11 protein-coding genes and 1 pseudogene are annotated in these 13559 nt (G+C 72.7%); 8 read left to right on the top strand and 4 right to left on the bottom strand.

Annotated elements, in window-relative coordinates; translation table 11 throughout:
* Window positions 1-172 precede the first annotated feature (172 nt).
* Entirely contained in the window at window positions 173-538 is a 366-nt protein-coding gene (locus ACZ7JA_RS16605) for an STAS domain-containing protein (protein ID WP_470808848.1), read from the bottom strand.
* Between the two features lie 443 nt (window positions 539-981).
* On the opposite strand from ACZ7JA_RS16605, the gene ACZ7JA_RS16600 reads away from it, so the two are divergent.
* From ACZ7JA_RS16600 to ACZ7JA_RS16580, 5 genes are all read left to right on the top strand, one after another.
* Window positions 982-5097: a SpoIIE family protein phosphatase gene (locus tag ACZ7JA_RS16600; protein WP_470808846.1), complete on the top strand. Its 4116-nt coding sequence runs from the start codon at window positions 982-984 to the stop codon at window positions 5095-5097.
* Window positions 5094-5402, top strand: coding sequence for an STAS domain-containing protein (locus tag ACZ7JA_RS16595; protein ID WP_351666583.1), 309 nt, complete (start codon window positions 5094-5096; stop codon window positions 5400-5402). Before ACZ7JA_RS16600 ends, ACZ7JA_RS16595 begins: the two co-directional genes overlap by 4 nt.
* Window positions 5403-5502: 100 nt before the next feature.
* Complete coding sequence (locus ACZ7JA_RS16590) at window positions 5503-5910, top strand: STAS domain-containing protein (RefSeq protein WP_351666585.1); 408 nt, start codon at window positions 5503-5505, stop codon at window positions 5908-5910.
* 182 nt (window positions 5911-6092) lie between these two features.
* On the top strand, window positions 6093-8309 hold the full coding sequence (locus ACZ7JA_RS16585; RefSeq protein WP_470808843.1) for a SpoIIE family protein phosphatase: 2217 nt from the start codon (window positions 6093-6095) through the stop codon (window positions 8307-8309).
* 214 nt (window positions 8310-8523) lie between these two features.
* Window positions 8524-8937 carry a hypothetical protein gene (locus ACZ7JA_RS16580; protein ID WP_389447947.1) on the top strand — a complete coding sequence of 138 codons (414 nt, stop codon included), beginning with the start codon at window positions 8524-8526 and terminating at the stop codon, window positions 8935-8937.
* A 12-nt stretch (window positions 8938-8949) separates the two neighbouring features.
* Here the strand turns inward: ACZ7JA_RS16580 and ACZ7JA_RS16575 are convergent, their stop codons facing one another.
* Window positions 8950-9306 (bottom strand): helix-turn-helix transcriptional regulator, encoded by a 357-nt coding sequence (locus tag ACZ7JA_RS16575; RefSeq protein WP_351666591.1) that lies wholly within the window; start codon window positions 9304-9306, stop codon window positions 8950-8952.
* Between the two features lie 260 nt (window positions 9307-9566).
* On the opposite strand from ACZ7JA_RS16575, the gene ACZ7JA_RS16570 reads away from it, so the two are divergent.
* Entirely contained in the window at window positions 9567-9890 is a 324-nt protein-coding gene (locus tag ACZ7JA_RS16570) for an STAS domain-containing protein (RefSeq protein WP_450745261.1), read from the top strand.
* Between the two features lie 24 nt (window positions 9891-9914).
* On the opposite strand, the pseudogene ACZ7JA_RS16565 reads toward ACZ7JA_RS16570, so the two are convergent.
* Window positions 9915-10265 (bottom strand): annotated as a pseudogene (locus ACZ7JA_RS16565) (MmyB family transcriptional regulator); the annotation flags it as partial.
* A gap of 250 nt (window positions 10266-10515) precedes the next feature.
* On the opposite strand from ACZ7JA_RS16565, the gene ACZ7JA_RS16560 reads away from it, so the two are divergent.
* Together ACZ7JA_RS16560 and ACZ7JA_RS16555 are read left to right on the top strand one after the other, a co-directional pair.
* A complete protein-coding gene (locus ACZ7JA_RS16560; protein WP_470808841.1) occupies window positions 10516-11532 on the top strand; it encodes a zinc-dependent alcohol dehydrogenase family protein in 1017 nt (338 codons plus the stop codon).
* Window positions 11533-11852: 320 nt separating this feature from the next.
* Complete coding sequence (locus tag ACZ7JA_RS16555; protein WP_389447953.1) at window positions 11853-12695, top strand: RNA polymerase sigma factor SigF; 843 nt, start codon at window positions 11853-11855, stop codon at window positions 12693-12695.
* A 255-nt stretch (window positions 12696-12950) separates the two neighbouring features.
* Here ACZ7JA_RS16555 and ACZ7JA_RS16550 read toward each other — a convergent pair whose 3' ends face one another.
* Window positions 12951-13385, bottom strand: coding sequence for a MarR family winged helix-turn-helix transcriptional regulator (locus ACZ7JA_RS16550; protein WP_393429814.1), 435 nt, complete (start codon window positions 13383-13385; stop codon window positions 12951-12953).
* Between the last annotated feature and the right edge of the window lie 174 nt (window positions 13386-13559).

Below are 13559 nucleotides of genomic sequence, written 5' to 3'. Positions count from 1 at the left end.
CTCTGCGGCGCCGGCCCGGATGCCCGAAGGCTCTGCGCAGGCAAGGTGGTCGGCTTCGGGTGGGGGAGCGGGCTCGCCTGACTCAGGCGCGTGGCACGAGGACGAGCGGCTGTGCCGGGGCGTTTGCCCGGCGCAGCCGCTCCACTGCGTCAGCCGGGCGCCCGCGTCCCTGTCAGCTCGCGCCCAGGGCGTCGAGCGCCTCCTCGACGCTGGGGTACACCGCGAGGAGCTGGTCGAGGCCCGCCACACGGAAGAGCTGGGTCAGGGCCGGGCTGAGCCCCGCCACCGAGAACGAGGAGCCCTTGTCCTCGGTGCGGTGGTGGGCCGTGATGATCTCGGTCATCCCCGTGGAGTCGCAGTAGTCGAGGGCCGACAGGTCGGCGATGACGTCCGCGCCGGGCCCGCTCAGCAGCTCCGTCATGGCCGTGCGGAGGCCGGGGCCCGTGTAGTGGTCCAGCTCTCCCGCCAGGCGCAGTACCACCGGCCCCGACGGGCAGGGTCGCGTGCTGATGGAGAGGGCGCCCTCTGTCTCGTTCACCAGGCCTCCTGTGCGGTGAGCGGTCACGGCGGGGCGGCGGACTCCGTTCCGGCGGTCCTCGCGTGCGAGGAGCGTGCCTCCTCGTCCCCATGCGCATCGACGGCATGCGCTACCCGCACAGGTTTCCCGATTCGCCTGGATCATCCTCCGGCAGCCCGGCCGATCGTCCCGTGCCGCGCGCATCCCCCTGCGGAACGGGCCCTGCCGGGGTCTGGAACAATGCCAGCCGAGGCCCTGGAGCCGGCGCCCCCGCGAGCCGGTGGAAAACCCGCCGGGGTGGGACGGCGATCCCGGGGCAGACAGGGCATAGGGCACACGATCGGAAACCTCGTGTGCGCGTTCGGCATGAAGCGGCCCTCGCACGGGCCACCATGAGGGGACGGGATCGCGTGGGGCTTTCGGGCGAGGCTGGGCACGGACCGCGTCCCGCGGTGGAAGGCGGCGTGTTCGCCGCCGACCCCGAGGTGGGCCGCGACCTGGCCGCGGTGGACTGGGCCGCCACGCCCCTCGGCCCTCCGCAGGAGTGGCCGCAGAGCCTGCGGACGGCCGTCAGCATCCTGCTGTCCTCGCGTTTTCCCATGTGGATGGCCTGGGGCGAGCAGCTCACCTTCTTCTGCAACGCCGCCTACCGGCGGGACACCCTGGGCCGCAAGTACCCGTGGGCGCTGGGGCGTCCCGCGAACGAGGTGTGGGCGGAGGTCTGGGGCGACGCGGGCCCGCGCATAGAGACCGTGCTCAGCACCGGCGAGGCCACCTGGGACGAGGGGCTGCTGCTGCTCCTGGAGCGTTCCGGGTACAGCGAGGAGACCTACCACACCTTCTCCTACAGTCCGCTGCGGGACGACTCCGGCGCCGTCGTCGGCATGCTGTGCGTGGTCACCGAGGACACCGACCGGGTGATCGGCGAGCGGCGCATGGCCACACTGCGCGACCTGGGCTCGGACCCGAGCGTGATCCGCACCGAGCGGGAGGTGCTGGCCTTCGCCGGCCGGCAGCTGTGCCACAACCGCAAGGACCTGCCCTTCACCCTGACGTACCTGTTCGACGGCGACACCGCCCGGCTGGCCGGAACGAGCGGGATCGCCCCCGGCCACCCCGTCGCGCCCGCCGTCCTCCCGGTCGGCGAGCCCGGCGGCGTGTGGCCGGCCGCGCTGCTGGCCGGCGGCGAGGCGGCCGTGGTGCCCCTGACCGGTGAGGCCTTCGCCGGCCTGCCCACGGGGGACTGGCCCGAGCCCCCCGTGCAGGCGCTCGCGGTCCCGCTCCTGCAGCAGGGCAGCGCCCCCTACGGCTTCTTCGTGGCGGCACTCGACCGGTACCGCGTGCTGGACGAGGGCTACCAGGGGTTCGTCGAGCTGACCGCCGGCCACATCGCCTCCGGCATCGGCAGCGCCCGCAGCTACCAGGCGCAGCAACGGCGCGCCGAGGAGCTCGCCGAACTGGACCGGGCCAAGACCACCTTCTTCTCCAACATCAGCCACGAGTTCCGGACCCCGCTGAGCCTGATCATGGGCCCGGTGGAGGAACTCCACACCCGGCTCGCCGACGCGGACGGCCGGGTCGTCCAGGAGCTGGACGTCATCCGCCGCAACGGGCTGCGGCTGGGCAAGCTGGTCAACACCCTGCTGGACTTCTCCCGGATCGAGGCCGGCCGTATGCAGGCCTGGTACGAACCGGTCGACCTGGCGGCGGTGACCGCCGAGCTGTCCAGCGTCTTCCGCTCGGCGATGGAACGGGCCGGGCTCGCCTTCGACGTGGACTGCCCGCCCCTGGACGAGCCGGTGTATGTGGACCGCGGCATGTGGGAGAAGGTGGTCCTCAACCTGCTGAGCAACGCGCTGAAGTTCACCTTCGACGGCGCTGTCCGCGTCCGGGTGCGCGCGGCGGGCGATCACGCCGTGGTCACCGTCGCCGACACCGGTGTCGGGGTGCCGGAGGCGGAGATGCCGCGGCTGTTCGAGCGTTTCCACCGCATCGAGAACACCCGCTCCCGCTCCAACGAGGGCAGCGGCATCGGGCTGGCCCTGGTGCGGGAACTCGTCGGTCTGCACGGCGGCACGATCGAAGCCGAGAGCGGCGAGGGCGAGGGCACCGCCTTCACCATCCGGCTGCCGTTCGGCACCGCCCACCTGGCTCCCGAGTGCGTGGCGCCGGAAGCGGGCGGCACACAGACGTCCGCCGCCGACCCCTACGTCCTGGAGGCCATGCGCTGGCTTCCGGACGGCGAGCCCGGCGCGGCGGCCGACGACTCGGTGGGGCGGGCCGGGACGAGCGCCACCGTGTACGGCTCCGTGCGCGGATCGGGCGCCCGGGTGCTGCTGGCCGACGACAACGTCGACATGCGCGAGTACCTCACCCGCATCCTCGCCGGAGCGGGATACGAGGTCACCGCCGTCACCGACGGCGCCGAAGCGCTGGTCTCCGCCCGCCGGGACATCCCCGACCTCGTCGTCAGCGACGTGATGATGCCCCGGATGGACGGGCTGGAAATGGTGGCGAGGCTGCGCGGCGACCCGCGCACCGCCTCGGTGCCCGTGCTGCTGCTGTCGGCCAGGGCCGGGCAGGAGGCGTCGATCGAGGGGCTCCAGGCGGGCGCGGACGACTACCTGGTCAAGCCCTTCGCCGCCGCCGAGCTCCTGGCGCGCGTACGCGCGAACGTCGAACTGGCCCGGCTGCGCGGCCACCACGTGCGCTGGCGGACGGCGCTCATCGACTCCCTGCAGGAGGCCTTCTTCGTCTGCGACGAGTCCGGGGCCGTCGTGGAGATCAACGCCGCGTTCACCGACATTCTCGGGTACGGCCCGGAGAACCTGCCCTACGCGCCCATGCAGCCGTGGTGGCCCGAGGCCGCCACCGACCCCGAGGCGCACCGCCAGGTCGGGGACGCCTTCGCGGGCCTGCTGGAACGCGAGCAGGGCTCGTACACCGTCCCCGTCACCCACCGGGACGGCCACCGGCTGTGGGTCACCGTCACCTACAACAAGGCCGAGGACCCCGACACGGGGCGGCGGGTCACCGTCGGCACCTTCCGCGACGTCACCGCCGAGCACTACGCCGTCCAGCGCGAGACGGCACTGGCCGCGCTGAGCACGACCCTGTCCGCGGCCGCGAGTCTGCCCGAGGCGCTCGCCGGGGCCCTCGGGGAGCTCAGGACCGCGTGGCGGGCGCGGAGCGTCATGGCCGCCGTCTTCGGGCGCGGCGACACCCCGTCCCTCACCGCCACGGACGGCAGCCTGCGGTGGGAGGACCTGCCCCCCGCGCGGCGGGACGCGCTCGCCGCGCTGCGCGGTCAGCCCTCGCTCACCCCGGCGACCGAGGACAGCGGCGCCGGTGTCCTGCTCGAACACCCCGACGGGCCGCTGGTCCTGTGGATCGATCTGGGCGAGCACCGGCCCTTCACCTCCGAGGACCAGCTCCTGCTCTCCCTGCTGGCCGGGCACCTCGCGCAGGGCCTGGTACGGGCGCACCAGATCGACCAGCAGCGCGAGACCGCGATCGCGCTGCAACGCGCCATCCTGGGCCCGGCCCGGCTCCCGGACGGCTTCGCCGTGCGCTACGAGCCCGCCACCCGGCCGCTGGAGGTGGGCGGCGACTGGTACGACACCGTCGCGCTGCCGGACGGGCGGATCGGCATCGTGGTGGGCGACTGCGTCGGGCGGGGCCTGGAAGCGGCCAGCGTCATGGGGCAGCTGCGCAGCGCCTGCCGCGCGCTGATGCTGCAGGACGCCAGCCCCTCCCGGACGCTGATGGCCCTCGACCAGTTCGCCGCGAGCGTTCCCGGCGCCCCGTGCACGACGGTCTTCTGCGGTGTCCTCGAGCCGGCCACGGGGAAACTGACCTACTCCAGCGCCGGACACCCGCCGGGCATCCTCGCGCACCCCGACGGCACCGTCCGGCTGCTGGACGAGGGGCGTTCCCTGCCGCTGGCGGTACGGCCGGGCAGGCAGCGCCCGGAGGCCGCCTGCACCCTGCCCGCGCGGGCCACGCTGCTGCTGTACACCGACGGTCTCGTGGAGCGCCGCCGGCGTCCGCTCAGCGCCGGCATCGACCAGGCCGGCGACGCCGTGCAGGACGGTCGCGACTCGCCCATCGACGATCTCGCCACCGACATCATGGCCAAGCTCGCCCCGGCCGACGGCTACGACGACGACGTGGCCCTGCTGCTCTACCGCCACCCGGCGCCGCTGGAGATCTCCTTCCCGGCCGAGTCGTCCCAGCTCGCGCCGGTCCGCCAGGCGCTGCGCAGCTGGCTCGCCCAGTGCGACCTCCCGCCGAACACCGTGCAGAACGTCCTCGTCGCGGCCGGGGAGGCGTGCGCCAACGCGATCGAGCACGGCCACCGGCACGCCCCGGGGGAGGCCGTGCGGCTGCGCGCCGAGGCCCTCGTCGACAACCTGCTCCTGACCGTGGCGGACAGCGGCCGGTGGAAGGCTCCCCAGCCCGAGCGCAACGCCCACCGCGGCCGGGGCGTGGCCCTCATGCGCGCCCTGATGCAGCACGTCAGCATCACCCCCGGCCCGAGCGGCACCACCGTCGACATGCAGATGAGGATCTCCGGATGACCACCCCCCTGACGCTCACCTCCGGCAGACGCCCGGACGGGACTCCGCGTCTCGTCGTCGGCGGCGAGATCGACATGAGCAACGTCGGCTCCCTGGCCGACGCCCTGGACCGCGGCTCCGGCCCCCTCGTCCTCGACCTGACGGCCGTGGAGTACCTCGACAGCGCGGGGCTGAGCGTGCTCTTCGCCCACGCCGACCGACTGGAGCTCGTCGTCACGCCGCTGCTGGAGCCCGTCCTGACGGTCTCGGGCCTCGCCGGTCTCGTCACCGTCCACGGTCTCGGCGACGACCCGCCGCGGCCATGACCGGTGTGACGCGGAGCCCCGCCGGACCCGTACCGCCCGACGACGGCGTGAGCGCCACCCCGTCCGCCACCACCGTGCCCGAGCCTTCCGGCCAGGAGTGATGACCGAAATGACCGAGACCCTGGACGTGACCGTCCAGTACCCCGTCGACCGCACCGCCGTCGTCAGCGTCTCCGGAGACGTGGACCTGCACACGTCGGCCACCCTGCGCGCGCACGCCCTGGCCGTCGTGGCGGAGGGCGTGCCGCATATCGTGCTGGACCTGGCACACGTCGACTTCGTCGACTCCACCGGCCTCAGCACCTTCATCGGCCTCCTGCACACCACCCAGCAGGCGGGCGGCTCGCTCCGGCTCGCGGACGTCCCCGACCGCCTCACGCGCATGGTGACCATGACCGGCATCTCCGAGCTGATGCCGATCCACACCACCGTCGCCGACGCGCTGGCCGGCCGGACCACCGGGTGCGCACCGGGCCGCGCGGGCGAAGGCGCCGGTGCCGGCGACTGACGTCGCCGGGCGCGCCGCCGGCCCGCGGGCCCCGGCGCCCGGCACCCGGCCAGGCCCGGTTCCGCTCCGGGATGTCTGGAACCGGCCGTCCGTGGCACAAGACCCTGCGTGCCGCGTCCAGCGGCGCCTGGGAGACGATGGTCCCCGGGAAAACGGGGCAGTCACCTGCGAAGGGGGGCGAGATGACGGCTGAGCGTGAGCGCCGGTCGACGGGCGGTGTCAGCGCGTCCGAGGCGGCGCGCGGCGTGGACGACGACCTGTCGATGCTGTTCGGGACCTCCACCGCGCTGTTCGCGTCCATGGCGGGGCCCGCGCACGTGCTGGAGGCGGCGAACCCCGCCTTCTTCGCGGCCATCGGCGGTGGGCAGCGGGAACGCACCGGCGTGCCGCTGGCGGAGCTGATGCCCGAGCTGACGGCGCAGGGGTTCATCGGGCTCCTCGACCAGGTGTACCGCTCGGGCGAACGGCACGTGGGCCGCGACGCCCGTGTCGTCATCGGCGTCGGCGACCAGGCCCAGGAGTCGTACTTCGACTTCACCTACGAGGCCCGCCGCGACGTCGGCGGCAACGTCATCGGCGTACGGATGATCGGCGTCGAGACCACCCAGGCCAAACACGCCCGGCGCCTGGCCGCCGAGCAGCGCGCGCTGCTGGAGCAGATCGCGCGGCAGGCGCCGCTGCACGACGTGCTCGACGGCATGTGCAGGGCGATCGAGGAACTCTGCCCCGACGTGCTCGTCTCGGTCCTGCTGGCCGACGAGGACGGGCGTCACCTCCGCCACGGCGCGGCCCCCAGCCTGCCCGACCACTACAACCAGGCCATCGACGGCATCGCCGCCGGCGAAGGGGTCGGCTCCTGCGGCACCGCCGCCCACCGGCGCCGGACCGTGATCGTGGCCGACATCGCCACCGACCCGCTGTGGGACGACTTCCGCGTCCTGGCCGGCCGGGCCGGGCTCGCCGCCTGCTGGTCGACCCCGGTCATGGCGGGCGACGGACGGCTGCTGGGCACTTTCGCGATGTACCACCGCACGCCCCGGACCCCCCAGGGCACCGATCTGGCCCTCGCCGGCGCCTTCGCCGACACCGCCGCCCTCGCCATCGAGCGGCACCACATCGAGCAGGCCCGGCGGACGGCGGAGGCCCGCGAGAAGGCCGCCCGCGACGACCTCGCCTTCCTGCTGACCGCGAGCACCGCGCTGTCCGGCGGACTGGACGAGAGGCAGACCCTGCAGCGGCTGGCCACCCTGGCCGGCCCGGCCCTGGCGCCGCTGGCCGCCGTGGACGTCGTGGAGAGCGGACGCGTGCAGCGGGTGGCGACCGCCGGCCCGACCGAGGAGGCGCGCACCCTGCTCGCCGCCCACTCCCCGGCCCACGACGCCGACGACCCGGTCGCCCGGGTCCTGGCCTCCGGCCTGACCGAAGTGGCCCGCCGTACCCCGACCGGTCCCGGTCCCTGGCGCGATCTGGGCGCCACCGGATACGTGTGCGTGCCCCTCATGGACCGGGGACGGCCCTTCGGCGCGCTGACCCTGCTCTCCACGGACGGGCACAGCTTCGACGGCCACCGGGTCGCCCTGGCGGAGGAACTGGCCCGCCGCGCCGCCTCGGCCGCCCGCAACGCCCGCCAGTACACGCAGCGCGCGGCCCTCGCCCGCGACCTGCAGACCGGCCTGCTCCTGCCCGACCTGCCCGAGGTCCCCGGCGCCCAGCTCGCCGCCTCCTACCACCCGGCCGGCGAGGGCCTGGAGATAGGCGGCGACTTCTACGACGTCTTCGACCGCGGCGACGGCAGCTGGGCCTTCATCCTCGGGGACGTCTGCGGGCGCGGCGCCATGGCCGCCACCACGACCGCCCTGGTCCGCCACACCGCGCGCGCCGTCGCCCCGCTGCTGGACGATCCCGTCGACGTCGTCAAGGCGGTCGACAAGGCCCTGAACGACCGCCACAGCCACCAGAACAACGGCTTCGTCACCCTCGTCTACGGCCATCTCGCGCCGACGGCCGACGGGCTCGACGTCCATCTGGTCCGGGCCGGGCACACGCTGCCGCTCCTGCTGGACGCCGACCACGTGGTCGGCACGGTCGAGGCGTCCGGCGGGCTGCTCGGCATCGGCATCCCCACCAGGCTCGCCGCGCGCCGCTTCACGCTCCGCCCGGCCGAGAGCCTGCTGCTGTACACCGACGGCATCACCGAGTGCCGGGCCGCCGGCGCCGAACAGTACGGCGACGCCCGTCTTGCCGAGGCCCTGGCCTCCGCACCGCGCCGGCCGACCGCGGCCGACGTCGTGCGGACCGTGGCCGAGGACGTCCGCGACTTCGTGGCGGGCCGTGACGTGGACGACGACCAGGCGGCCCTGGTCATCACCGCCACCGCTCCGGAGCGGCGCCGGGACTGACGAGCCCGGGCCGGTGACCGCTGAGGGGGAGGGCGGACGCTGTGATCGCCGGGCGTGGGCGGACGCCGTGCGAGCGGCGGCCCCGCCGGCCTCGGGGCTCTCCAGGGCAGTGATGCGCCGAGGCAGGCACGGGAAGCCGCACGAGGCGCCGATGCGGACCGAGATCATTCGGAAACGATCAGTACGATCGGGCCACCAGTGCGAAGGGGGCCCGATGTACAGCCGAGCAGGGAAGTGGGCGCTGATGTCGGCCCTGACGGTTCTGTCGGTCTCCGCATGCACGGGATGGGGCGGCTACCCGCCTGCGAAGAACGTCCACGGCTCCCAGCTCGTAGGCACCTGGCGTGCCCGGGACTGCGACACCACCTTGACCCTGAAGCGGGACGGCTCGGCGTCCGTCACCGGCATGCCTACCGAGATGGACCTGGACGGCAAGGTCACGCACAGAGGCGGCGGCGACGGCACCTGGGAGATCGACGGATCCCGCGCTGAGCAGGAACTCGATGTGACCATAGGGAATGAGACAACCCCGTTCGACCTGTACCGGGACGAGGGGCGCTTGCTGGTGGGCCTGACCGTGGGGGATCCCGACGACATGAACTGGTGCGTCCTGACCAAGCGCTCGTGAACGGCCGCGTACTCAGCGCAACGCCGGTCCGGTCGCTCGCTCGGTGGACGGGCCCGTACGGTGGGCTTCGTCCTGCGCGAGCAGGGAGAGGAGTGAGGCCACCGTCACGCCGAGGCTGGCTTCGGCGGGATGGCGGAGGATCCTCGTGGGGTCGATCCGGTAGGTGTTGCCGCGTCCCTCGCGGGTGTGGGAGAGGTAACCGTCCTGTTCCAGGTCGGCGATGATCTTCTGCACGGCCCGTTCGGTGAGGCGGCAGTACGCGGCGATGTCCCTGATCCGGGCGTTCTGGTTGTCCGCGATGGCAGCCAGTACGCGGGCGTGGTTCGTCAGGAAAGTCCATCCGTTGTGTGGCTCGGGCACTCCATCCATGCCGGGAGTTTACGACCCGGTGTTCACGCACTCAAAAACACGTACTACAGTTCATGCATCAGTTGACGTGTCTGGGCCGCGGAGGGCAATGCCGCCCCGGACGTCAGTGGCGCATGAGGGAGTGAGCCATGCATGACCCTTGCGAGCAGGCCCCGTCCCTCAGAACGTCGGGGTGGCCCGGTCGGTGCACCGAGAACGACGAGCCGTTGCCGCCGGGCCGGGCAGGCGTGTCGTGCACCTGGCGCGGCGACCGGATCCGGGTGACGGTCCGAGGGGAACTCGACCTCGACTCGGGCAAGCTGCTTCGTGCGGACCTGCGTGAGGTGCTGGCCGGTCCGACGAGTGGAGTGGACCTCGACCTGAGCCGGCTGGACTTCTGCGACTGCGCCGGACTGGAGGTCCTCCTCGAGCTTCGGCGCAGCGCCTTGGAGCAGGACAAGACGGTGGTCATCCGCAGGAGCAACCCGGTGATCGACAGGCTGCTCACCCTCCTCGGGGCGCAGGAACTGTTCGCCTCCGCGCCACGGCAGTGCGCGGAGCGCGTCACCACGCGCCTTGCCGTCAGCGGCCGCGGAGTGGGCTGAGTCGGACCGGCGGGTCGGGGCGGGTCAGCCGGCGGGGTGTCCCGCCGCCGGGCTGGCGTGCTCGGTGGCGGCCAGGGAGGCGAGCAGGCGCAGTCCCTCTTCGGAGGGGGAGCCGGGTTCCGCGGTGCAGACGGTCATGCTGAGCCCGGGTTCGGCCGCCAGGTCCAGCGCCTCGTAGGCGAGGGTGAGGTCGCCGACCGCGGGGTGGCGGAACCGCTTGGTTCCGGTGCCGTGGCGGCGGACGTCGTGGGCGCCCCAGCGGGTGCGGAAACCCTCGCAGCGGGTGGACAGTTCCCCGACCAGGTCGTGCAGGGCCTTGTCGTGCGGGTCGCGGCCGGCCTCGCGGCGCAGGATGGCCACCGCCATGTGCCCGGCACCCGCCGCCGGGACCCGGCGGGCAGCCCCGCCTGCCCGGAGGTGATCTTCGCTCGCCGCGAGGTGAGGAACTCGCGGACCTCCTCGCGGTTGTCCATGCCTTCGACCGTACGGCGTACCCGCCGAGGGAGGGGTGTACCCCCGGTACACCTCTCACCCGTGACTCGCTGACCGCCGGGATGGGCGGTTACCTGGAGGAGAGGCACCCCTCGCACCGCACCAGCCCCACGAACGACAAGGAATTCCCCCCATGCGCGGAGCAGTGATTCACGCCCCCGGCGACGTGCGCTTCGAGACCCTGGACGACCCCGGGATCGTGAAGCCGACGGACGCGGTCATCCGCACGGCCGTCACCTGTGTGTGCGGCTCCGACCTCTGGCCCTGGCGCGGGCTGGACGCGACCGACGAGGCCCACCCCATGGGGCACGAGTACGTCGGATTCGTCGAGGAGGTCGGCTCCGAGGTCACCGCGGTCAGGCCCGGCCAGTTCGTCGTCGGCTCGTTCGCGACCTCGGACAACACCTGCCCGAACTGCCGCAACGGCTTCCAGTCGAACTGCCTGAACCGTGAGTTCATGAGCACCTGCCAGGCCGAGTACGTGCGCATCCCCAACGCCCAGGGGACCCTGGTCGCGACCGACGAGGTGCCGGACGAGCAGTTCTGGCCGGGTCTGCTGGCCGTCTCCGACGTGATGGGCACCGGCTGGTACGCCGCCGAGGCCGCCGAGGTGAGGCCCGGCTCCACCGCCGTGGTGGTCGGCGACGGGGCGGTCGGGCTGTGCGCGGTGATCGCGGCGAAGGAGATGGGCGCGGAGCGGATCATCGTCATGAGCCGTCACGAGTCCCGGCAGAAGCTCGCCCGCGATTTCGGCGCCACCGACATCGTCACCGAGCGCGGCGACGAGGGCATCGCCCGGATCAAGGAGATGACCGACGGCATCGGCGCCGACAGCGTCCTGGAGTGCGTCGGCACCGCTCAGTCCATGCGGCAGGCCCTGCACTCCACGCGGCCCGGCGGCAACGTCGGCTTCGTCGGCGTCCCGCACGAGGTCGCCGTCGACGGCCAGGAGCTGTTCTTCTCGCACGTCGGGCTGCGCGGCGGCCCCGCGCCCGTGCGCCGCTACCTGCCCGACCTGATCGACCGCGTCCTGTCGGGGCGGATCGACCCGGGCAAGGTCTTCGACCTCACCCTGCCCCTGGAGCGGGTCGCCGACGGCTACCGGGCGATGGACGAGCGCCGCGCCGTCAAGGCTCTCCTCAAGCCCTGACCCGTACCCCGCCCCCGGTTGCGTACCGACCGGATCCGTACCGACCGTGAGGAAAGAGAAAGCCTTGCAGATCACCCGCTGGCACCGCCACCCGCGGCCGAGGGCGGGTTCGAGGCGTCCTGGCCGCCGCCGGCCGCCGGCCGCCGGACTCGGTACCGGCTGAGTGGTGTGGTGCAGGTGAAGACGGGTGTGAGAATGGTGGAGGGCCGGGCGTGAATCGAGGAAGATTCGAGGAATGCCCACCGAAGGCCGGGGTATGCGCCTGCTTGCCGGGTGATGTGCCGGCGCAGGCAGCATGACCGACACGGGAGGGGCGCAGGATGGTGACGACGGCCGTACGGACCGCTGGACAGACGGTGGACGTACCGGAGATCGCGGACCCTTCCAAGATCGCACCGAAGGACGCACGTGAGCTCTCGAAGCAGTTCTTCGACCGGCTGACGGTACTGGAGGAGGGCACGCCCGAGTACCAGTACGCGCGCAACACGCTCATCGAGATGAACATGTCCCTCGTCCGCTACGCGGCCGGCCGGTTCCGCAGCCGGGGCGCGGAGGAGATGGAGGACATCGTCCAGGTCGGCATGATCGGCCTGATCAAGGCGATCGACCGGTTCGAGCTGTCCCGCGAGGTCGAGTTCACCTCGTTCGCCGTCCCGTACATCGTGGGCGAGATCAAGCGGTTCTTCCGCGACACCTCCTGGGCCGTGCACGTGCCCCGGCGCCTGCAGGAGGCCCGGGTCCAGCTCGCCCGCGCCAACGAGGAGCTGCGCAGCCGCCTCGGCCGGACGCCGACGACCAAGGAGCTGTCCGAGCTGATGAGCCTGCCGGAGAGCGAGGTCGTCGAGGCCCAGCTCGCCTCCAACGGCTACACCTCCGCCTCCCTGGACGCGACGATCGGCGGCAGCGAGGACGGCGAGGCCGCGCTCGCGGACTTCATCGGCAACGAGGACGCCGCCCTCGGTCTGATCGAGGACTTCCACTCGCTCGCCCCGCTCATCGCCGAACTCGACGAGCGCGACCGCAAGATCATCCACTGGCGCTTCGTCGAGGAGCTCACCCAGGCCCAGATCGGCGAGCGCCTCGGCGTCTCGCAGATGCACGTCTCCCGGCTGATCTCGCGTCTCCTCGGCCGGCTGCGCGAAGGCATGCTCAGCACCGTCTGATCCTCGCGGACCCGCCGGCCGTCCGGGCCGGCGGGTCTCGTCGTCACCCTCCGCGCGTTCGCTCCCCCCGTTACGGGCCCGCCGCTTCCCACTCCCCAACAGTTGCCGTTTGACAACTATAGCCGTGAGGCAACAAAGTAGCCCAGTCGTACCGCACGGGGAAGGATCCGCAATGTTCCGGTGGGCGGAGATCACTCCGTGTACCGGCCGCCCGAGCCCCGTCACAGCGGAGCCGTCGGCGGCCGCGCCCTGGGCTCAGGCCGTCCGGTCGCCGGCGCGCGGGGCGTCGTGGTGTATCTGCGCCGCAGCCGTGTCGCAGAACGCCTCCAGCCCTTCGAGGAGGGCGGTCCGCTTGGCGGCGGGCATCTGCTCCAGCACCGCCTGCAGCTCCTTCTCCCGACGCGCGCGCAGATCGTCGAGGAAGGCCCGGCCGCGGTTGCTCAGATGCAGCCGTACCTCGCGCCGGTCGGCGGGGCTGATGGCGCGCTCGACGAAGCCGGCGGCGACCAGCCGGTCGCAGAGCCGGCTGGTGGACGGGGGCGTGGAGGCGAGAGAATCGGCGAGTGTGCGCAGATTGATGCCGTCCTGGTGCTCCAGCATCAGCAGGACGCGCATCTGGGACGGAGAGGCCGGTGCGGTCGACGCCCGGCCCCACAGCACTTCCAGCAACTCCACGGCCGTCAAGGTCAGGTGGGCGACCTCGACAGGCTCTGGGCGGGGGCGGAAGACAGTCACCGTCACACTCTCGCAGGCACCTGGGACGGTGGCCAGCGTACTAGGTGCCGGTGTTGGCAACAGATGGTTCGGACGGCCGGCCCGGTCCGGCCCGGGCGGGATCCGCATATGTCCGCCGAAGGATGGGTG

It is taken from the genome of Streptomyces sp. NPDC038135, from assembly GCF_055601245.1.
The sequence above is the reverse complement of the archived record's forward strand: the minus strand, read 5'-3'. Positions and strand labels throughout refer to the sequence as shown.

Excerpts from the sequence above, each read along its gene's own strand:
- ACZ7JA_RS16595 (WP_351666583.1), top strand. The coding sequence starts at position 5,094 with ATGACCACCCCCCTGACGCTCACCTCCGGCAGACGCCCGGACGGGACT.
- ACZ7JA_RS16590 (WP_351666585.1), top strand. The coding sequence starts at position 5,503 with ATGACCGAAATGACCGAGACCCTGGACGTGACCGTCCAGTACCCCGTC.
- ACZ7JA_RS16585 (WP_470808843.1), top strand. The coding sequence starts at position 6,093 with ATGACGGCTGAGCGTGAGCGCCGGTCGACGGGCGGTGTCAGCGCGTCC.
- ACZ7JA_RS16580 (WP_389447947.1), top strand. The coding sequence starts at position 8,524 with ATGTACAGCCGAGCAGGGAAGTGGGCGCTGATGTCGGCCCTGACGGTT.
- ACZ7JA_RS16575 (WP_351666591.1), bottom strand. The coding sequence starts at position 9,306 with ATGGATGGAGTGCCCGAGCCACACAACGGATGGACTTTCCTGACGAAC.
- ACZ7JA_RS16560 (WP_470808841.1), top strand. The coding sequence starts at position 10,516 with ATGCGCGGAGCAGTGATTCACGCCCCCGGCGACGTGCGCTTCGAGACC.
- ACZ7JA_RS16555 (WP_389447953.1), top strand. The coding sequence starts at position 11,853 with ATGGTGACGACGGCCGTACGGACCGCTGGACAGACGGTGGACGTACCG.